Source organism: Diaphorobacter limosus, assembly GCF_033100095.1.
Taxonomy (GTDB): Bacteria; Pseudomonadota; Gammaproteobacteria; order Burkholderiales; family Burkholderiaceae_C; genus Alicycliphilus; species Alicycliphilus limosus.
Window position 1 is genome coordinate 186,183 of the sequence record NZ_CP136921.1, and the last position, 18,907, is coordinate 205,089.

The following is an 18,907-nucleotide window of genomic DNA, read 5'->3' on the forward strand; positions in this document are numbered from 1 at the left end:
TGATTCTCAAACCGCCTGCGAGGCGTGCAGGTTTTCGATATCGGCCGCGCCGTAGCCCAGCTCGGCCAGGATCGCATCGGTGTGCTGGCCCAGCGCGGGCACCGGGTCCATGCGCGGGCCAGTGTCCCAACTGCCGGGCGGCAGCATAGCGGGCAGCGGGCCTTGCGGCGAGCCGACCTCGGTCCAGCGGCCGCGGGCCTGCAACTGCGGGTGCGCCCACACCTCGGCCATGGTGTTGACCTGGGCGTTGGCAATCTGCGCCTGCTCTAACCGCTGGACCACTTGCGTCGCCGTGAGCGAGGCGAACGCGTCCACGATGATCCGGCGCAGCGCCACGCGCTCGGCCACGCGCTTGAAGTTGGCGGTGAAGCGCGGGTCGGTGGCCAGCGCGGGCTGCTGCAGAACGTTCTCGCAGAAGCTCACCCATTCACGCTCGTTCTGCAGGCCCAGCATCACGGTGGCGCCGTCGCCGGCCGGGAACGGACCGTAGGGGTAGATGGTGGCATGGCTGGCGCCCGTGCGCGGCGGCGGCGCGGCGCCCTCGAAGGCGTAGTACAGCGGATAGCTGGTCCACTCGGCCAGCGATTCGAGCATGGAGATATCGATGCGCTGGCCCTGGCCGGTCTGGCTGCGCTGCATCAGCGCGGCCAGGATGTTGGTGTACGCGTACATGCCGGCGGCGATGTCGGCAATCGAGGGGCCGGCCTTGCAAGGCTCCTCCGCCGTGCCGGTGACCGAGACGAAACCGGCTTCGCTCTGGATCAGCAGGTCGTAGGCCTTCTTGTCGCGGTAGGGGCCGGGGCTGACGGGGTCGTCGCCGTAGCCCGAGATGTCGCACACGATCAGTCCGGGCTTGCGCCGGGACAGCGCGTCGTAGCCCACGCCCAGCCGTGCGGCGGCGCCGGGCGCGAGGTTCTGCACCACGACGTCGGCCTTCTCCAGCACCAGGCGCTCCAGCACCTTGGCGGCCTCGGGGTGCTTGACGTCCAGCGTCAGGCTTTCCTTGGAGCGGTTGGTCCAGACGAAGTGCGAGGCCAGGCCGCGCACGCGCTGGTCGTAGCCGCGCGCAAAGTCGCCGCCGTCCGGGCGCTCGATCTTGATGACGCGCGCGCCCAGGTCGGCGAGCTGGCGGGTGGCGAACGGCGCCGCGATGGCGTGTTCGAGCGTGACGACGGTGATGCCCTTGAGCGGTTGCATGATGGCGGTCTTTCAGCGCAGCGTGGCCGTAGCGTCCATCGTCAGCCAGCCTTCGTGGTCGCTGGCCCACAGGCGCACGGTCTTGCCGTCGGCCTGCAGCTCGCCGTTCACGTGGAAGGGGTGCAGGTCGAAGGTCGGCCGCACGGCCTTGAAGCGGAAGCTCGCCACGTCGGCACCGGGCAACTGGCGGCGCAGCAGGTCCATCAGCAGGGTGGCGATCAGCGGGCCGTGCACGATGAGGCCGGGGTAGCCCTCGACCTGGGTGACGTACTGGCGGTCGTAGTGGATGCGGTGGCCATTGAAGGTCAGCGCCGAGTAGCGGAACAGCAACACATCGTCGGGCACGATCTCGCGGCGCCATGCGCCCTGCGCGGCGGCCTGCGGCGGTGGGGCCACGTCGTTCGGGCCTTGGGCTTCGCGGTAGACGATGTCGTGGAACTCGACCAGCGCCGGGTCGGTGGCGCCGTTGCAGCGCAGCTCGTGGCGCACCTTCACGAACACCAGCTTGCCGGTGCGGCCTTCCTTGGTGCTCACGTCGTCAATGGTGGAGGTGCGGGCCACGGTGTCGCCAACACGGATCGGCGTGTGGAACGTGAACTGGCTGCCGGCCCACATGCGCCGCGGCAGCGGCACCGGGGGCATGAAGCCGCCACGCCTGGCGTGGCCGTCGGCGCCGATGTCCGACTGGCGGTGCTTGGGCAGGAAGTACAGCCAGTGCCACAGCGGCGGCAGGGTGGTGCCGGCGGGGGCCTCGGCGGCGGGGTAGTCCAGCGTGGCCGTGAGGGCGACGAAGGGGGCGGTGGTGATGGTGTCCTGGAAGGTCTCGCTGCGTCCGATCCAGGCATCTAGCGTGTCAGTGGCGATGTTCACTTGGGTCTCCAAGGGTGGGCTGCGTGGTGCAGCGCAGCCAAGGAGTCTCGATCAGGGAGTGCCTGAAGTTAAGTGCAACATTTGGATGGATTGATGCAATAGATGAAATAATCGACGAGGTCAATCGTTTCGACGTCGGGCCGTGGGTAGTATTCGCCGGGCCGCGCCGATGAGACTACGACGCCCAGGCTCGATGGTGTCTTGTAGTTCTTGGCCTGGACGGCGAAGAAGCGGCGATGCTCGACGAACTCGGTAACGAGGCCCTCGTCAACATTGGCCAGCCGCTTGTCGATATCCTTCATCCACATCGAAAGGTGCGCCACCGCTGCTTCGCAGTTGCGCAGGTAGCCAGCGGCGTTGCCATGCTCCGTGGGGTACTCGCGGTACGCCGGTATATGTCGCTCCAACTGAGCGCGGCTGCGGGAGCGGCCTGAAGGATTGGGGCGAGGAGGAAGATTGATGTGCATGGCAATCTCCAGGTTGTGGAGCCGCCAGTGCACCTGGGGGCAAGGACTATGTATAGATGCTCACGGCATCGGGTCTGCGGGAGCAGCGTCTTGCCTCATCAGCGACCGCCCGGCATTGGGCGACTACGCATAGTTGAGCCCTATGCAGAGGGGTCAAAACCTGTCCTATAGCCCTGCGCATCCACCCCCCTCCTTTGCCAACTTATCCAGCGCGCTTCGGCGCACCGAAGCTGTAGCCTGTTTCGCTCATTTACTGATAGTTTCAAGCGCTTGCTATATAGGACTAAAAGCCATTTTTTCTAAAAATGGCGTTTGCGCGGATTGGATGCTCCATACCGCGCATCCCCAACCACCATCACAGTCAATATACCAACCGCTCCGGCCTCACCTCCTGCAGGATGGTGGTCGCAATTTCCTCGATGCTCTTGGTGGTGGTGGACAGCCAGCGAATGCCCGAGCGGCGCATCATGGCCTCGGCCTCGCTGACCTCGTAGCGGCAGTTCGCGAGGTCGGCGTAGCGCGAGTTGGGGCGGCGCTCGTTGCGGATCTCGGACAGGCGCTCGGGCTGTATCGTCAGGCCGAAGATCTTGCTGCGAAACGGCACCAGCGCCGGGGGCAGCTGGCGGCGCTCGAAGTCTTCGGGGATCAGCGGGTAGTTGGCCGTCTTCAGACCGCATTGCATGGCCAGGTACAGGCTGGTGGGGGTCTTGCCGCTGCGCGACACGCCTATCAGGATCACGTCGGCGCCGGCCAGGTCGCGGTTGCTCTGGCCGTCGTCGTGCGCCAGGCTGAAGTTGATGGCCTCGATGCGGTCGGTGTACTCCTTGGACAGGGCCACGTCGGCAAAGCGCCCGACGCGGTGCAGGCTCTTGATGCCCAGCTCCTGCTCCAGCGGGCGCACGAAGGTGCCGAACATGTCCATCAGCATGCCCTTGCAGCCGTCCTGTATCACCTTGAGCACATCCATGTTCACCAGCGTGGTGAAGACGATGGGCTTCCTGCCCTCCAGCTCGGCCGTGTGGTTGATCTGGCGCACGGCCTGGTGTGCCTTGTCCACGGTGTCTATGAAGGGCAGGCGCACATGGCGCGGTTTCATGTCGAACTGGGCCAGGATGGCGTTGCCGAAGGTCTCGGCGGTGATGCCGGTGCCGTCGGAGATATAGAACGCGGTGCGCGTATGCGTGGGCAGCATGGAATCGGATCGGTGGGGGTGGATCAAGGGGCAACGCAGGGTGCACGGGGATATGGCCGGCCCCCTACAATGGCGCCCATTATTCCCAATTTCACCCCATGCACCGCGCCGGCCCACAACCACAACAGCAAAGTCGTGGCCGCTGCATGGGCGCTCGCCTGCCGTATTTCATGACTGGCGCAGGCGCAGACCCGGTTTCAACTTCTGGAGCTTTCCCATGTCTGCACGTTTTGAGGCGACCGCCCTGGTCGTACCGTTTGAAAACCTGAGAATGAGCGACGTCGAGGCCGTCGGCGGCAAGAACGCCAGCCTCGGCGAGATGATCTCGCAGCTGCCCCAAGGGGTGCGCGTGCCCACCGGCTTTGCCACCACGGCGCACGCCTTCCGCGAATTTCTAAAGCACGAGGGCCTGGCCGAGCGCATCAGCGCCCGCCTGGCCACGCTGGACGTGGACGATGTGCGCGCGCTGGCCGCCGCCGGTGCCGAGATTCGCGGCTGGCTGGAAAACCAACCCTTTCCGGCGGATCTGGAAAAGGCCGTGCGCGCGGCCTTTGCCGAGCTGTCGGCGGGCAATGCACAGGCCAGCTTTGCCGTGCGCAGCTCGGCCACGGCCGAGGATCTGCCCGATGCCTCGTTCGCCGGGCAGCAGGAGACTTTTCTGAACGTCGTCGGCATCGAGGACGTGCTGCACAAGATGAAGGAGGTGTTTGCCAGCCTCTACAACGACCGCGCCATCAGCTACCGCGTGCACAAGGGCTTTGCGCACGACGTGGTGGCGCTGTCGGCAGGTGTGCAGCGCATGGTGCGCTCGGATCTGGGCGCCGCCGGCGTGATGTTCACCATCGATACCGAGAGTGGTTTTGACCAGGTGGTGTTCATCACCAGCAGCTACGGCCTGGGCGAGACCGTGGTGCAGGGGGCGGTAAACCCCGACGAGTTCTATGTGCACAAGCCCATGCTCCAGGCCGGCAAGCAGGCGGTGATTCGCCGCAATCTGGGCAGCAAGCTGATCCAGATGGTGTTTGCTACTCCCGAAGAAAAGGCCGCCTCGGGCAAGCTGGTCAAGACCACCGATGTTGCCCCCGAGCTGCGCAACCGCTACAGCCTGAGCGATGCCGAGGTGCAGCAGCTGGCGCATTACGCCTTGGTCATCGAGCAGCATTACGGCCGCCCCATGGATATCGAGTGGGGCAGGGACGGCACCGACGGCCAGCTCTACATCCTGCAGGCGCGCCCCGAGACCGTGAAGAGCCAGGCCAAGGGCCAGGCCGAGCAGCGCTACAAGCTCAAGGGCCATGGCACCGTGCTGGCCGAGGGCCGCGCGATTGGCCAGAAGATCGGCACCGGCCGGGTGCGCCTGGTTCATGACATTGCCGAAATGGACAAGGTGCAGGCGGGCGACGTGCTGGTCACCGACATGACCGACCCGAACTGGGAGCCGGTGATGAAGAAGGCCTCGGCCATCGTCACCAACCGCGGCGGGCGCACCTGCCACGCCGCCATCATCGCGCGCGAACTCGGCATCCCCGCCGTGGTCGGCTGCGGTCACGCCACCGAGCTGCTGAAGGACGGTACGCTGGTGACGGTGAGCTGCGCCGAGGGCGACACCGGCCACATCTACGATGGCCTGCTGGAGACCGAGGTGACCGAGGTGCAGCGCGGCGAGATGCCGCAGATCAGCACCAAGATCATGATGAATGTCGGCAATCCGCAGCTGGCCTTTGACTTCGCCCAGCTGCCGAATGAGGGTGTGGGCCTGGCGCGGCTGGAGTTCATCATCAACAACAACATCGGCGTGCACCCCAAGGCCATCCTGGACTACCCCGCCGTCGATGCCGACCTGAAGAAGGCCGTGGAGAGCGTGGCGCGCGGCCACGCCAGCCCGCGTGCCTTCTACGTGGACAAGGTGGCCGAGGGCGTGGCGACGATTGCGGCGGCCTTTTACCCCAAGCCGGTCATCGTACGCCTGTCGGACTTCAAGAGCAACGAGTACCGCAAGCTGATCGGCGGCAGCCGCTACGAGCCCGAGGAAGAAAACCCCATGCTGGGCTTTCGCGGCGCGGCGCGCTACATCAGCAAGGACTTTGGCGAGGCCTTTGCGATGGAATGCGAAGCGCTCAAGCGCGTGCGCAACGACATGGGCCTGGCCAACGTGCAGATCATGGTGCCCTTCGTGCGCACGCTGGGCCAGGCCGAGCGCGTGACGGGGCTGCTGGCCGCGCATGGCCTCAAGCGCGGCGAGAACGAGCTCAAGCTGATCATGATGTGCGAGGTGCCGAGCAACGCCATCCTGGCCGAGCGCTTCCTTGAGTACTTCGACGGCTTCTCCATTGGCTCCAACGACCTGACTCAGCTCACGCTGGGGCTCGATCGCGACTCGGGCCTGGAGCTGCTGGCGCAGGATTTCGACGAGCGCGACCCGGCCGTCGAGGCGCTGATCCACAAGGTGATCCTGGCCTGCCGCGCGCAGGGCAAGTACATCGGCATCTGCGGTCAGGGGCCCAGCGATCACCCGGACTTTGCCCAGTGGCTGGCGCGCGAGGGCATTTCCTCGATCTCGCTGAACCCCGACAGCGTGATCGACACCTGGCACAAGCTCGCCGGCTGAACGAGCCATGCCGCAGCGCAGGACGTTCGCCGAAAGCCAGATCGAGGGCGACTACGAGGGCGCGCCCTTCGCCCCCGATCTGCATGACGCGCGCCACCTGTGGCTCAAGGCCGTGCTGCTGCTGGTGTGGCTGCTGGTGTCCTTTGTCGCCTGCTACTTCGCGCGCGACCTGCCGGTCACGGTGGGCGGCTGGCAGCTGAGCTACTGGCTGGCGGCGCAAGGGGCGGTGCTGGTGTTCATCGTCATCGTTGGCGTGTACTGCGTGGCGATGGATCATTTCGAGCGGCAGGACATGGCAGCGCAAGGCCAGCCCGGCGCTGCCCAGGCCCATGACTGAACGCGGGGCAGGGCGCTCCTACATGGCGCGCCTGAACCGCATCATGGCGCTGTATGTCGTCGGCCTGCTGGGCTTCGTGGGCCTGATGGCCTGGGCCGAGCAGCAGGGCCTGTCGCGCCAGTGGATAGGCCCCATCTTCCTGTTCCTGACGGTGATGGCCTACGCCGGCATAGGTGTCTACGCGCGCACCACGGACGCCGACGAATACTACGTCGCCGGGCGGCGCATTCCGCCGTTCTACAACGGCATGGCTGCGGCCGCTGACTGGATGAGTGCGGCCTCGTTCATCAGCCTGTCGGGGGCGCTGTACCTGCAGGGTTTTTCGGGCACACCGGATCAACCCGGCGGCCTGGCCTATCTGCTGGGCTGGACGGGCGGCTTCGTGCTCGTGGCGATGCTGGTGGCGCCGCACCTGCGGGCCATGAAGCTCTACACCATCCCGGATTTCTTCCAGGTGCGGTTTGGCGGGCGCTGGCCGCGCATCATCGCGGCGTTGTCGGCCGTGCTGTGCTCGTTCACCTATGTGGTGGCGCAGATCTACGGCGTGGGCCTGATTGCATCGCGCCTGACGGGCGTGCAGTTCGAGATCGGCATCATGCTGGGCCTGGGCGGCGTGCTGCTGTGTTCCTTTCTGGGCGGCATGCGGGCGATTACCTGGACGCAGGTGGCGCAGTACATGGTGATCCTGCTGGCGTTTTTGATACCCGTGTCCTGGCTGGCCTACAAGCAGCTGGGCAACCCGGTGGCACCCATCGTTGCCGGCAAGCAACTGGGCAAGATCGCGCAGCTGGAAGACGGCCTGCTGGCTTCCGAGGTGGAGCGCCAGGTGGTGGCCGCCTACCTGCAGCGCGCGTGCGACTACGAGGCGCGCCTGACTGACGTGCCCGCGGCGCTGGCGCGTGAGCGCGAGGCCACGCGTGCACGCCTGCAGCGCCTGCGCGCGCAGAACGCCGACGTGGGCCTGATCGTGGCCGCCAGCCGCGAGCTGGCCTCCATGCCGCGTGACGCGGCCAGCGCGCGCGAGCGCTGGACGCGCGAGATGCTGGCCAACTACGAGCGCGCGCGCGAGCTCGGCGGTCTGCCGCGCCACAGCCAGGCCTTTGCCGGCGACCCCGACGGCACGCCGACCGAGCGCCAAGCCTTCGATCATTCGCGGCGCAACTTCCTGGCGCTGATGTTCTGCCTGATGGTGGGCACGGCCGGCCTGCCACATTTGCTCACGCGCTACTACACCGTGCCGTCGGTGGGGGCGGCGCGCACCTCGGTGGCCTGGTCGCTGTTCTTCGTGGCACTGCTGTACCTGAGCGCGCCCGCCCTGGCGGTGCTGGTGAAGTACGAGGTCATGAACAACCTGGTGGGCAGCAGCTTCGACCAGCTGCCCAACTGGATGGCGCAATGGGCGCGGGTGGATGCCTCGCTGTTGTCGGTGGAGGACATGAATGGCGACGGCATCGTGCAGTTTGGCGAGATCCGCTTTGGCGCCGACCTGATCATGCTGGCAACGCCCGAGATCGCCGGCCTGCCTTACGTCATTTCGGGCCTGGTGGCCGCGGGTGGCCTGGCGGCGGCGCTGTCCACCGCCGATGGCCTGCTGCTGACCATCAGCAATGCCTTGGTGCGTGACCTGTACTTTCAGCAAAGCGGGCGCAAGGCATCGCCCGAGCAGCGCGTGATTCTGACCAAGTTCACGTTGCTCTCGGTGGCCCTGTCGGCGGCCTTCGTGGCGGCGCTGAAACCCTCCGAGATCCTGCCCATGGTCTCGGCCTCGTTCTCGATTGCCGCATCGGCCTTTGTGCCGGCCATGGTGCTGGGCATCTTCTGGCGCGGCACCACGCGCCGAGGCGCGGTGGCGGGCATGCTGGCGGGCCTGTCGGTCACCATGTACTACCTGCTGTCCCAGGTGGACGGGGTGCGCGAGGTCGTTCCCGACATGCTGCTTGCCGATGGGCTGTGGTTCGGCATCAGCCCCATCTCCTCTGGCGTGTTTGGCGTGCCCACAGGCCTGCTCGTGACCTGGCTGGTGAGCCTGGTTACGCGGCCAGGCAGGGTGGCCGTGGTGATTCCGGACGGGCTATGACTTGGGCCGGTGCAATCGGCGCGACGCCGCCAGGTTCACAATTGAAAACAAACGTGGCAAACTGAAACCTTTGCGGCGCTACTGCGCCTGGATGCAATGCACAGCAAGGGACAGGCATGATTTTGCTCAAGACTGCGGCCGGACAGCAGGCGTTCAAGGAGCGCCATGGCGCTCTTTCGCTGCGCCAGCGTTCGGCCTTTCTCTTGTTTGATGGCCAGCGAAGCTTGGCGCAGGTGCTGGAGGCCACCGCAGCCCTGGGCATATCCTGGGACGATGTGCGCAACATGGTCGATGCCGGGCTGCTGGAGCTGGCCGAAGCGGGGCCAGCCGCCAGGAACCCCGGCAGCGCCAAGCCGCCAGTACCGCCCGTGGCGATGTCGGGCGGCGTAGGCAGCGAGCGCTCGACGAGCGAGCGTTACCAGGCCGGCTACCTGATCGCCACCGAACTCACCGCAGCCCTGGGGCTGCGCGGCTTTCGCCTGCATCTGGCCGTGGAGGGTGCGACCGGCTTCGAGTCGCTGGCGGCCCTGGCGCCCAGGATCCGCGAGGCCGTGGGCGCGGACAAATGCGCGCGCCTGGAGCATGCATTGTTTGGCTGACAGTCTTACGACCGATGCGCAGGCGGCATCTATTGCCCGTACTGCGCCGGCCCCGTGCATAAAAAAAGGAACGTCGCGACGTTCCTTTTTTGCGGTGAGCAGGCGGCTTAGACGCGCTTGCGGTATTCGCCGGTACGGGTGTCGATTTCGATCTTGTCGCCCTGGTCCACAAACAGCGGCACGGCGACTTCGAAGCCGGTGCCGATCTTGGCGGGCTTCAGAACCTTGCCGGAGGTGTCGCCCTTGACGGCGGGCTCGGTCCAGGTGATTTCGCGCTCCACGCTGGTGGGCAGCTCGACGGAGATGGCCTTGCCGTCATAGAACACCACTTCGGCGGTCATGCCGTCTTCGAGGTAGCTGATGGCGTCGCCCATGTTGCCGGCTTCCACCTCGTACTGGTTGTAGTCGGCGTCCATCCACACATACATCGGGTCGGCGAAGTAGGAGTAGGTGCAGTCCTTCTTGTCCAGGATGACGTTGTCGATCTTGTCGTCGGCCTTGAACACGACTTCGGTGCCCATGTTGCCCAGCAGGGACTTGAGCTTCATGCGTACGGTGGCGGCGCCGCGGCCGCCGCGGGCGTACTCGGTCTTCAGGACGATCATCGGGTCTTTGCCCTGCATGATCACGTTGCCGGCGCGGATTTCTTGAGCGATTTTCATGGTTTGGCTTCAGCGAAGGGTTGGGCCGCTCCACAGGGCGGGGCGGGTGGGCGTGGCCGAGGGCTGCCTTCCACCCCGGCGCATGTTCCGCGGCGGGGCGCGCCGGTGGGGCACGGGGAGTGCCGCCTTTTCATGGCGCAAAGCCAAGCATTCTAGCTTTTCTCGTTCACAAACCCTATGAGTAAGGTCAATAAATCGGGTTGTGCCAGCAGCCGCGCGCGTGCCGCCTGCACGCAGGCTCGCCATTCGGCCAGGGTGGCGCTATCGAGCGACGGCAGCGCAGGCGCGGCCTCCAGCCCATTCCACAGCGCATGCCAGCGCCGCAGCGAAGCGGGCGCCTGCAGCCAGTCCAGAAAGGCCGCCAGCTTGGCGTGGTGCGCGTCGTCATGCTGCGGGTAGATCTGCCAGACCAAGGGCTGGCCGGCCCACAGCGCGCGTACCAGCGAGTCCTCGCCGCGCACCAGGTTCAGATCCGAGGCCCAGAGCATTTCGTCAAAGGCCGGTTGCGGGCAGGCTTCAAGATATGAAATAAATAGCTGTTCGCGCTTGTTCCATGCGGGTTGCAGGCCAATTTGATGCAAAACAGCAGCCTGGGCCCGGCCCGGTGTGACCAAGAGCCGAGCGTCGCCGCGTGCATGCAGTTGCGCGAGCAGCTGGGGGAGGGCCGGCGGCTCGTAACAAAACAATGACACGGCCAGATCATCCGGCGCAATGCCGTGGCGCGCGCGCCAGGCCTGGCGGTCAAAGGCCGCCTGGCGCGCCGCCAGGTCGCGCTCGCGCAGCAGGCCGCCGGTATGCGGCGTGAAGCCGGGGTAGAAGAACCAGCGCGTCAGGCCCTTGCCCGGGCCGTTCATCAGGGGCGATGGCAGGCGATGGCAGCGCTCCACATACCCCTCGGCCGACAGGTATTCCAGGTTGATCCACAAGGGTTTTTGGCCGTTTGCGCAGGTATGGTGCGCGATAGCAGCTATGAATTGCGGAGCAATCTCGCAACCGAAGGCCTCCACCACCACATCGCCCGGGCCGTCCGGCGGCGCGGTGCTGGGCCAGGGCAGCACCTGCACGCCGGCCGCGCCCTGCGGCGCCATCCAGGCCAGGGCGCTGGCGTCGTCCACCCACAGACGCACGCAGTGGCCGCGCGCGCCCAGCTCGGCCGCCAGGCGCCAGCACACGCCGATGTCGCCATGGTTGTCTATGACCTGGCAGAAGATGTCCCAGCGCAGCGGCCCAGTCACGGCGTGGCCTCCGCGATCTGGGCGCGCAGGTGCGCCACCAGCAGGCCCGCCGCGCCCGAGAGCGACTCCTGCGCGCGCACGCACAGCGACAGGCGCCGGCGCGCCCAGGGCTCGGCCAGGGTGATGGCGCGCAGCGCCAGCGAGCCGCGCAGGTTTTGCGCGCTGCCGCGCGGCAGCACAGCCACGCCCAGGCCGGCCGAGACCATCAGGCACAGCGCGTCGTAGCTGGTGACCTGCATGCGCAGCTTCAGCGGCATGTCCAGCTCGGCCGCGCAGCGCGTCAGCAGGTTGTTGATGGCGCTGCCCGGGTGCATGCCGACGAAGGGGTGGGGCAGGGCCTCGGCCAGGCGCACGCGCTGCCTGCGCGCCAGCGCATGGCCCACGGGCACGATGAGCACCAGCTCGTCCTCGCGGTAGGGCAGCAGGGTGACGCGCTCGCCATAGCCGCCGTGGTTGAGGATGCCCACGTCGGCCGCGTTCTCGGCCACCGACTGCGCCACGGCGCTGCTGATCTGCTCCTGCAGGCGCACATCGACCTGCGGGTGCGCGGCCATGAAGCGCTGCAACTCATCGGGCAGGAACTGGGTGATGGCCGAGATGTTGGCCACCACGCGCACATGGCCGCGCACGCCGGCGCGGTAGTCGCGCATCTGCGTGGCGATGCCGTCCAGGTCGTTAAGCACGCCGCGCGCCAGGTTCAAAAGCGCGTAGGCCGCGGCCGTGGGCTCGGCGCCGCGGTTGCTGCGCGCGAACAGCTCCACGCGCAGCTGGCCCTCCAGCTCGGCCAGGCGGCGGCTGGCGGCCGACGGCGCAATATGCTCGCGCGCGGCGGCACGGGCGATGGCGCCGTCCTCCATCACGGCGACGAACAGGCGCAGGGAGAGCGGATCGAGCTTCATGGCCGGCGATGGTACTGCGCTCCGGCGCCCGCCATGCCGGTTTGCGATGGCAGCCTCGTGCCATAGCGTTTTGCCCTGGGCAGGCGCTGGCGCATGATGCGCGCCGGATTTTCAGGAGACACAACATGCATACAAGCAGCGCCCCCACGCCTGCGGCCCTGGCCGGCGTGCGCGTGATCGAGATGGGCCAGCTCATCGCCGGGCCGTTCTGCGGCAAGACGCTGGGTGAGTTTGGCGCCGACGTCGTGAAGATTGAGGCCGTGGGCAGCGGCGACCCGCTGCGCAACTGGCGCCTGATCAAGGAGGGCACCTCGGTCTGGTGGCAGGTGCAGTCGCGCAACAAGAAGTCGGTGGCGCTGGACCTGCGCCAGGCCGAGGCCCAGGCCATAGCGCGCCGCCTGATTGCCGAGGCCGATGTGCTGATCGAGAACTTCCGCCCCGGCACGCTGGAGGGCTGGGGCATGGCGCCCGAGGAGCTGCACGCGCTCAACCCGGGCCTGGTCATCCTGCGTATCTCGGGCTACGGCCAGACCGGTCCCTACCGCGACCTGCCGGGCTTTGGCCTGATCGGCGAGGCCATGGGCGGCCTGCGCCACTTGACGGCCGAGCCCGGCCGCGTGCCGGTGCGGGTTGGTGTGTCGATTGGCGACACGCTGGCGGCGCTGCATGGCGTGATCGGCGTGATGATGGCGCTGTACCACCGCAAGGTGAATGGTGGCGCGGGCCAGGTGATCGACGTGGCGCTGCACGAGGCGGTGTTCAACTGCATGGAAAGCCTGATCCCCGAGTACAGCGCCTTTGGCGCCGTGCGCGAGCCCGCGGGCAGCGCGCTGCCGGGCATTGCGCCGTCCAACGCCTACCCCTGCCGGGACGGCTGGGTGCTGGTGGCCGGCAATGGCGACAGCATCTTCAAGCGCCTGATGGCCACGATTGACCGGCAGGACCTGGCCGACGACGCGCAACTGGCCGACAACGCCGGCCGCGTGGCGCGCGTGGCCGAGATCGATGCCGCCATTGGCACCTGGACGGGCCAGCGCAGCGTGGCCCAGGTGATGGAGCGGCTGGCCGCGGCGCGCGTGCCCGCGGGCAAGGTGTATACGGCCAAAGACATCGCCGAAGACCCGCATTACCAGGCGCGCGGCATGCTGCAGCAGCAGCAGACGCGCGATGGCTACAGCATCACCGTGCCGGGCGTCGTCCCCAAGCTCTCGGCCACGCCGGGCACGGTGCGCACCAGCGCCCCGCACCTGGGCGACGACACCGACGCCGTGCTGATGGATGCCGGCCTGACCCGGGAGCAGATCGCACTGCTGCGTGGCAAGGGCGTGATTCAATGAGCGCGGTTTGGAACGGCGCCGGCCGGCGCATCAGCATCTGCGACGTGGGCCTGCGCGACGGCCTGCAGATGGAGGCGCGCTTCGTGCCCACCGAGGACAAGATCGCCCTGGTGCATGCGCTGTCGGCCGCGGGCCTGAGAAAGATCGAGGTCACCTCCTTCACATCGCCCAACGCCATACCCGCGTTGCGCGATGCCGAGGTGGTGATGCGCAACATCGAGCGCCACCCCGGCGTGACCTACACCGCCCTGGTGCCCAATGCGCGCGGGGCCGAGCGGGCCATTGAGTCGCGCGTGGATGAGCTCAACCTGGTGATGTCGGTCAGCGGCACGCACAACCTGGCGAATCTGCGCATGACCAGCATGCAGTCGTTCGCAGCGTTGTCGCAGGTGGTGGCCATGGCCCAGGGCGCTGGCGTGCCGGTGAATGTGTCGCTGTCCTGCGTGTTCGGCTGCCCGATGGAGGGCGATGTGGCCCTGTCCACGGTATGCGACTGGGTGCGCCGCTTTGCCGACCTGGGCGTGCGGCGCATCACGCTGTGCGACACCACCGGCATGGCCTACCCGACGCAGGTGGCGCAGGTGAGTGCGGCAGCCCTTGCCCGGTGGCCCGATGCCGCCTTCACGCTGCACTTTCACAACACGCGCGGCATGGGCCTGGCGAACGTGCTGGCGGCCATCGACGCCGGCGCCAGCCGCTTCGATGCCTCGCTGGGCGGGCTGGGTGGCTGCCCCTATGCGCCCGGCGCCTCGGGCAATGTCAGTACCGAGGATCTGGTGCATGCGCTGGAACTCATGGGCTACGACACGGGAATCGACCTGCCGGCCCTGCTGGCCGCCGCGCACCGCCTGCCCGAGGTGATAGGCCATGACCTACCCAGCCAGCTCGCCAAGGCCGGGCCACGGCTGGCCCTGCACCCCGCGCCCGCCGACCTGGACGCCCTGCGCGAGCGCGCGCTGGCGCGCAGTGCCGTCTGACTTTTTGACAACCCGAGGAGACCTTTTCATGCACATGACACGCAAGCAGTTCACCACCCTGGCCCTGGCCGCGGCCGCCATGTCCGGCGCCTGGGCCCAGGGAGCCTATCCCAACAAGACGGTGACGTTCGTGGTGCCGGCCGCAGCCGGCGGCACCACCGACATCTCGGGGCGCATGGCGGCCCAGGCGCTGGCGCCGGTGCTGGGCCAGGCCGTGGTGGTGGACAACAAGGGCGGCGGCAACGGTGCCATCGCGGCCAACATCGTCAAGCGCGCCGAGGCCGACGGCTACACGCTGCTGATGCAGTACTCGGGCTTTCACGTCATCTCGCCGCACCTGGCGAAGGCTCCGCAGTGGGAGCAAAAGGACTTTCAGCCCATCGCCAACATCATCTCGGCGCCGCAGATCATCGTGGTGCGCGAAAGCCTGCCGGTGAAGACCCTGGCCGAGCTGATCGCCTATGCCAAGGCCAACCCGGGCAAGCTCAACTACGCTTCGTCCGGCAACGGCTCGCTGCAGCATGTCACCGGCGCCATGCTGGAGCAGCAGGGCGGCATCAAGATGGTGCATGTGCCCTACAAGGGCACGGGCCCGGCGCTGCAGGATCTGCTGGGTGGCCAGGTGGACCTGACCTTTGGCACGGCGCCGCCCTTCATGCCGCATATTGCATCGGGCAAGCTGCGTGTGCTGGCCGTGACCGGCAAGGAGCGCCTGCCCAGCTTGCCCGACGCACCCACCACGGTCGAGGCCGGCTACCCCGGCGTAAACGCCACCTCGTGGTTCGCGCTGTTTGCGCCGGCCGCCGTGCCCAGGCCGGTCATCGACCGGCTGGCCGCCGACCTGAAGAAGGTGGTGGAAGACCCGGCCTTTCGCAAGAAAGCCGAGGAGCAGGGCGCCGCGGCCGACTACCTTGGGCCGCAGCAGCTGAGCGAGCGCGCGAGGGCCGACTTTGCCAACTGGGCGGGCGTGATCAAAAGCTCGAAGATCGAGGCCGAGTAAGGCGCCGCGCAGGTGTCAAGACGCCTCGGGCGCCGTCATGGCGTCGCGTTGCTGCGTGAAACACTCGCGCACGACACGCGCGAACAGCGCGGCGCGCGGATTGGCTGCACCCAGGCGCTCGGGGTAGGCCATGACCACCGACTGGGCGGCCAGCGGTCCGCGCAGGCGCCGGCAGGCCAGGCGCTTGCCGTCGTAACTCCAATCGCGCACTGGGCGCGTGGTGAGCAGGGAGACGCCCAGACCATTGGCCACGAGCGAGCGCACCATTTCGATCGAGGGTGAGGCGTGAGCGATGCGAGGTGCCACGCCCGCCTGGCGGAACAGAGACAGGAAGTACTCGCGGCTGTGCGGCAGGTCGATGAGGATGAAGGGCTCCTGCGCCAGCGCGGCCAGCGGCAGGCTGCTGCGCGCTGCGAGCGCGTGGCCCGCGGGCAGCAGGGCGTAGGGCACGAAGGCCGTCACGGCCTCCAGGCGCACCGGACGTGCCAGGCCCATGTCATAGAGCAGGGCGGCATCGAGGGCACCACGCTCAAGCATCTGCAGCAGCGACTCGGTGTCAGCCTCGTGCACCTCGATCTCCACCCGCGGATGGCGCTCGCGCATGCGCAGCAGCATGGCGGGCAGGTGGCGTGGTGCCAGCGTGGCCAGGCAGCCGACGCGCAGCAGTCCGGCTTCCTCGTCCGTGCGCGGCCCTTCGAGCGCGCGTGCGCGCTCAAGCAGCGCGTGCGTCTCCCGGTGGCGCATCTGGCCCGCGGCCGTAAGCTCCAGGCCGCGCGCATGGCGGCGCACGAACAGCGTTTCGCCCCACAGCGCCTCCAGGTCGGCAATGGCCTTGGAGATGCTGGGCTGCGACACGCTGAGCGCCTCGGCCGCGCGCGCCGCGCCGCCATGCTGGGCCGCGGCGGCGAAGTATTCGAGCTGGCGCAGGCTGATGTTTATCAAAATGATTGATTCAAATTATCAAGATTGAATATTTTATTTTGATATCGGTTTGGGCAACCATGGGCACCTTGCATACCCGAAGGAGCCCCGCATGTCCGCATCGCCCCCCACCACCAGGCCGCTCGACGGCTTGCGCATCCTTGATTTCAGCCGCGTCCTCGCGGGGCCGCTGTCCACGGCGCTGCTTGCCGACCTGGGGGCCGAGGTCATCAAGGTCGAGCCGCCTGGCGGTGACGACTACCGCCATATCGGCCCCATGCGCGATGGCATCAGCAGCCTGTTCACCGCGCTCAACCGCAACAAGAAGAGCCTGGTGCTGGACCTCAAGCACCCCGAAGCCGCGGCAACCGTCGCCCAACTGGTCCAGAACGTGGATGTGGTGGTGGAAAACTTCCGCCCCGGCGTGGCCGAGCGCCTGGGCGTGGGCCCCGAGGCGCTACGCAGTGCCAACCCACGCCTGGTGTACGTGAGCGTGTCGGGCTTCGGCCAGACGGGGCCGCTGGCGCACCTGCCGGCCTACGACATCATCGTGCAGGCCATGAGCGGCCTGATGGAGGCCACGGGCGAGCCCGAGGGGCCGCCCACCATGGTGGGCGAGGCCGTGTCGGACGTGATCGCCGGCCTGTTCGCGTCCTGGGCCACGCTGGCCGCGCTCTTGCAGCAGCGCCGCACGGGCCAGGGCCAGCATGTGGACGTGGCCATGTTCGACGCCACGCTGGCCTTCCTCGTCACAGGCGTGGGCCGCTACCTGTTCACGGGCGAGAGCGCGCGGCGCAGCGGCAATCGGCATTCCTTCTCGGCACCGTTTGGCGTGTATCGCGCGCGCGACGGGCATTTTGCGCTGGCCGTGCTCAACAACAAGCTGTTTGCCACGCTGGCGGCGTTGATTGGCGTGCCTGGTTTCGCGCAGGACGCGCGCTTTGCCACCGACGAGCTGCGCCGGGCGCACGAGGGCGAGCTGGCCGCCGCCATCGAGGCCTGGGCCGGCCAGCACAGCGTGGCCGAGGTGGTGGCGCAGCTGGAGGCCGCCGGCGTGCCCGGCAGCCCGTTGTGGACCATGGCGCAGGCCCTCGAATCCGAGCAGGGCCTGGCGCGCGGCCTGCTGTCCGCCGTGGACGATCCGCGCCTGCCCGGGCTGCGCGTGCCCACGCAGCCCGTGAAGTTTGGCGGCTCTGCCCCGAACCGCACCGAGCCCGCGCCTGCGCTGGGCCAGCACACCGACGAGCTTATGGCCGGGCTGCTGCAGGCAGGCGGCGAGCGGCTGGCCGCGCTGCGCGCGGCGGGACTGTTCGGCCCTGCCATGACACACACCGTTTCACTTTGATGTTCAGGAGCCGATGAAATGAACCAGACAAACCGCTTGGGCGTGAGCCCCGATGATCAGGCCGTGGCTGACGCCGTGGCCCGCTTCGCCACCGAGACCCTTGCGCCGCGCGCGCGGGAGATCGATGAGCACGGCCTGTCCACTACCTGCCATGTGCCGCAACTGGCCGCATTGGGCGTGATGGGCATGAACCTGCCAGAGCAACTGGGTGGCGCGGGTGTCACGCCCACGGCCATGCTGCTGTCGCTGGTGGAAATCTCGCGCGCCTGCGCTGCCACCTCCTCGATGATCGGCGCGCATTACCTGGGTACCGATGCGGTGCTCATCGGCGGCAGCCCTGAGCAGCACGCACGCTGGCTGCCGCGCGCGGCCAGCGGCGAGTGGCTGGCGGGCTTCGCGTTGACCGAGCCGCGCGGCGGCTCGCATCCGGCCGACCTGCGCACGCGCGCCGTGCGTGAAGGCGAGCATTACCGCATCGACGGCGTGAAACATTTCATCTCAAACGCGAAGGAGGCCAGGTTTCTCGTGGTCTTTGCCAAGACCGACCCGGAAGCGGGTGCGCGCGGCGTCAGCGCCTTCGTGGTGGAGACTGACTCTCCGGGCATCAGCATTTCATCGCCCGAGAAGCTCATGGGCATCCAGGGCGCGCACGCGTTCGAGGTGGCGTTCGACGGCGTGCGCGTGCCCGCCGCGAACCGCCTGGGCGCCGAGGGCACGGGCTTCAAGACGGCGATGAAGGTGCTGGACAACAGCCGCCTGGACGTGGCGGCCACGGCCCTGGGCATCGCCGAGGCCGCGCTGGCCGACGCCACGCGCTGGATGCGCGAGCGCCAGATCGGCGGCGAGCCCATCGCCAGCAAGCAGGGCCTGCAATGGATGCTGGCGGACATGAAGCTGCGCCTGGAAGCATCCTGGGCCCTCACACTGCAGGCGCTCGCGCTGCGCCAGGCAGGCCAGCCATTCACGCTGCAGTCGGCCATGGCCAAGCTGCACGCCTCCGAGATGGTGGGCTTTGTGACCGACGCCGCGCTGCAGATCCACGGCGGCTACGGCTACACGCGCGAGATGCCGCTGGAGCGCTACGTGCGCGATGCGCGCATCTTGCGCATCTACGAGGGCTCGTCCGAGGTGCAGCGCAACATCATCGCACGCATGGTGCTGGCCGACTGATCGGCCCTTGCGGT

Annotated in this window: 17 protein-coding genes; 9 read left to right on the top strand and 8 right to left on the bottom strand. The window is 67.7% G+C overall.

Annotated features, from left to right (window positions below; genetic code table 11):
- Positions 1-6: 6 nt before the first annotated feature.
- The 4 genes from P4826_RS00945 to ppsR form a co-directional block, all read right to left on the bottom strand.
- Positions 7-1,197 carry a CaiB/BaiF CoA transferase family protein gene (locus tag P4826_RS00945; RefSeq protein WP_317702149.1) on the bottom strand — a complete coding sequence of 397 codons (1,191 nt, stop codon included), beginning with the start codon at positions 1,195-1,197 and terminating at the stop codon, positions 7-9.
- Between the two features lie 12 nt (positions 1,198-1,209).
- Positions 1,210-2,067 carry an HTD2 family dehydratase gene (locus P4826_RS00950; RefSeq protein ID WP_317702150.1) on the bottom strand — a complete coding sequence of 286 codons (858 nt, stop codon included), beginning with the start codon at positions 2,065-2,067 and terminating at the stop codon, positions 1,210-1,212.
- 68 nt (positions 2,068-2,135) lie between these two features.
- Positions 2,136-2,534, bottom strand: coding sequence for a hypothetical protein (locus P4826_RS00955; protein ID WP_317702151.1), 399 nt, complete (start codon positions 2,532-2,534; stop codon positions 2,136-2,138).
- Positions 2,535-2,895: 361 nt separating this feature from the next.
- The gene (gene ppsR, locus P4826_RS00960; protein ID WP_317702152.1) at positions 2,896-3,726 is read right to left on the bottom strand and encodes a posphoenolpyruvate synthetase regulatory kinase/phosphorylase PpsR; all 831 of its coding nucleotides are present in this window, start codon (positions 3,724-3,726) and stop codon (positions 2,896-2,898) included.
- Between the two features lie 217 nt (positions 3,727-3,943).
- Between ppsR and ppsA the strand changes: the two genes are divergently transcribed.
- The 4 genes from ppsA to P4826_RS00980 all read left to right on the top strand — a co-directional run bounded on the left by ppsA (position 3,944) and on the right by P4826_RS00980 (position 9,347).
- Positions 3,944-6,334, top strand: coding sequence for a phosphoenolpyruvate synthase (ppsA, locus tag P4826_RS00965; RefSeq protein WP_317702153.1), 2,391 nt, complete (start codon positions 3,944-3,946; stop codon positions 6,332-6,334).
- A 7-nt stretch (positions 6,335-6,341) separates the two neighbouring features.
- Positions 6,342-6,671 carry a DUF4212 domain-containing protein gene (locus P4826_RS00970; protein ID WP_317702154.1) on the top strand — a complete coding sequence of 110 codons (330 nt, stop codon included), beginning with the start codon at positions 6,342-6,344 and terminating at the stop codon, positions 6,669-6,671.
- On the top strand, positions 6,664-8,748 hold the full coding sequence (locus P4826_RS00975) for a VC_2705 family sodium/solute symporter (protein WP_317702155.1): 2,085 nt from the start codon (positions 6,664-6,666) through the stop codon (positions 8,746-8,748). The genes P4826_RS00970 and P4826_RS00975 overlap by 8 nt, the downstream gene beginning before the upstream one ends.
- Before the next feature lie 116 nt (positions 8,749-8,864).
- Positions 8,865-9,347: a hypothetical protein gene (locus P4826_RS00980; RefSeq protein WP_317702156.1), complete on the top strand. Its 483-nt coding sequence runs from the start codon at positions 8,865-8,867 to the stop codon at positions 9,345-9,347.
- A 107-nt stretch (positions 9,348-9,454) separates the two neighbouring features.
- Here the strand turns inward: P4826_RS00980 and efp are convergent, their stop codons facing one another.
- From efp to P4826_RS00995, 3 genes are all read right to left on the bottom strand, one after another.
- Positions 9,455-10,009 (bottom strand): elongation factor P, encoded by a 555-nt coding sequence (gene efp, locus P4826_RS00985; protein WP_317702157.1) that lies wholly within the window; start codon positions 10,007-10,009, stop codon positions 9,455-9,457.
- A gap of 152 nt (positions 10,010-10,161) precedes the next feature.
- Entirely contained in the window at positions 10,162-11,244 is a 1,083-nt protein-coding gene (earP, locus tag P4826_RS00990; protein ID WP_317702158.1) for an elongation factor P maturation arginine rhamnosyltransferase EarP, read from the bottom strand.
- A complete protein-coding gene (locus tag P4826_RS00995) occupies positions 11,241-12,143 on the bottom strand; it encodes a LysR family transcriptional regulator (protein WP_317702159.1) in 903 nt (300 codons plus the stop codon). Before P4826_RS00995 ends, earP begins: the two co-directional genes overlap by 4 nt.
- Before the next feature lie 125 nt (positions 12,144-12,268).
- Between P4826_RS00995 and P4826_RS01000 the strand changes: the two genes are divergently transcribed.
- Genes P4826_RS01000 through P4826_RS01010 form a run of 3 tightly spaced genes read left to right on the top strand, consistent with a single transcriptional unit; the run spans position 12,269 to position 15,457 of the window.
- Complete coding sequence (locus P4826_RS01000) at positions 12,269-13,480, top strand: CaiB/BaiF CoA transferase family protein (protein WP_317702160.1); 1,212 nt, start codon at positions 12,269-12,271, stop codon at positions 13,478-13,480.
- Positions 13,477-14,457: a hydroxymethylglutaryl-CoA lyase gene (locus P4826_RS01005; protein WP_317702161.1), complete on the top strand. Its 981-nt coding sequence runs from the start codon at positions 13,477-13,479 to the stop codon at positions 14,455-14,457. The genes P4826_RS01000 and P4826_RS01005 overlap by 4 nt, the downstream gene beginning before the upstream one ends.
- Positions 14,458-14,485: 28 nt before the next feature.
- Positions 14,486-15,457 (top strand): Bug family tripartite tricarboxylate transporter substrate binding protein, encoded by a 972-nt coding sequence (locus P4826_RS01010; protein ID WP_425605197.1) that lies wholly within the window; start codon positions 14,486-14,488, stop codon positions 15,455-15,457.
- A 15-nt stretch (positions 15,458-15,472) separates the two neighbouring features.
- Here P4826_RS01010 and P4826_RS01015 read toward each other — a convergent pair whose 3' ends face one another.
- Positions 15,473-16,399, bottom strand: coding sequence for a LysR substrate-binding domain-containing protein (locus P4826_RS01015; protein WP_317702162.1), 927 nt, complete (start codon positions 16,397-16,399; stop codon positions 15,473-15,475).
- Positions 16,400-16,490: 91 nt separating this feature from the next.
- On the opposite strand from P4826_RS01015, the gene P4826_RS01020 reads away from it, so the two are divergent.
- Together P4826_RS01020 and P4826_RS01025 are read left to right on the top strand one after the other, a co-directional pair.
- Complete coding sequence (locus P4826_RS01020; protein WP_317702163.1) at positions 16,491-17,723, top strand: CaiB/BaiF CoA transferase family protein; 1,233 nt, start codon at positions 16,491-16,493, stop codon at positions 17,721-17,723.
- Between the two features lie 18 nt (positions 17,724-17,741).
- On the top strand, positions 17,742-18,893 hold the full coding sequence (locus tag P4826_RS01025; protein WP_317702164.1) for an acyl-CoA dehydrogenase family protein: 1,152 nt from the start codon (positions 17,742-17,744) through the stop codon (positions 18,891-18,893).
- Positions 18,894-18,907 lie beyond the last annotated feature (14 nt).

Excerpts from the sequence above, each read along its gene's own strand:
- P4826_RS00945 (WP_317702149.1), bottom strand. The coding sequence starts at position 1,197 with ATGCAACCGCTCAAGGGCATCACCGTCGTCACGCTCGAACACGCCATC.
- P4826_RS00955 (WP_317702151.1), bottom strand. The coding sequence starts at position 2,534 with ATGCACATCAATCTTCCTCCTCGCCCCAATCCTTCAGGCCGCTCCCGC.
- ppsR (WP_317702152.1), bottom strand. The coding sequence starts at position 3,726 with ATGCTGCCCACGCATACGCGCACCGCGTTCTATATCTCCGACGGCACC.
- ppsA (WP_317702153.1), top strand. The coding sequence starts at position 3,944 with ATGTCTGCACGTTTTGAGGCGACCGCCCTGGTCGTACCGTTTGAAAAC.
- P4826_RS00970 (WP_317702154.1), top strand. The coding sequence starts at position 6,342 with ATGCCGCAGCGCAGGACGTTCGCCGAAAGCCAGATCGAGGGCGACTAC.
- P4826_RS00975 (WP_317702155.1), top strand. The coding sequence starts at position 6,664 with ATGACTGAACGCGGGGCAGGGCGCTCCTACATGGCGCGCCTGAACCGC.
- P4826_RS00980 (WP_317702156.1), top strand. The coding sequence starts at position 8,865 with ATGATTTTGCTCAAGACTGCGGCCGGACAGCAGGCGTTCAAGGAGCGC.
- efp (WP_317702157.1), bottom strand. The coding sequence starts at position 10,009 with ATGAAAATCGCTCAAGAAATCCGCGCCGGCAACGTGATCATGCAGGGC.
- P4826_RS00995 (WP_317702159.1), bottom strand. The coding sequence starts at position 12,143 with ATGAAGCTCGATCCGCTCTCCCTGCGCCTGTTCGTCGCCGTGATGGAG.
- P4826_RS01000 (WP_317702160.1), top strand. The coding sequence starts at position 12,269 with ATGCATACAAGCAGCGCCCCCACGCCTGCGGCCCTGGCCGGCGTGCGC.
- P4826_RS01005 (WP_317702161.1), top strand. The coding sequence starts at position 13,477 with ATGAGCGCGGTTTGGAACGGCGCCGGCCGGCGCATCAGCATCTGCGAC.
- P4826_RS01010 (WP_425605197.1), top strand. The coding sequence starts at position 14,486 with ATGCACATGACACGCAAGCAGTTCACCACCCTGGCCCTGGCCGCGGCC.
- P4826_RS01020 (WP_317702163.1), top strand. The coding sequence starts at position 16,491 with ATGTCCGCATCGCCCCCCACCACCAGGCCGCTCGACGGCTTGCGCATC.
- P4826_RS01025 (WP_317702164.1), top strand. The coding sequence starts at position 17,742 with ATGAACCAGACAAACCGCTTGGGCGTGAGCCCCGATGATCAGGCCGTG.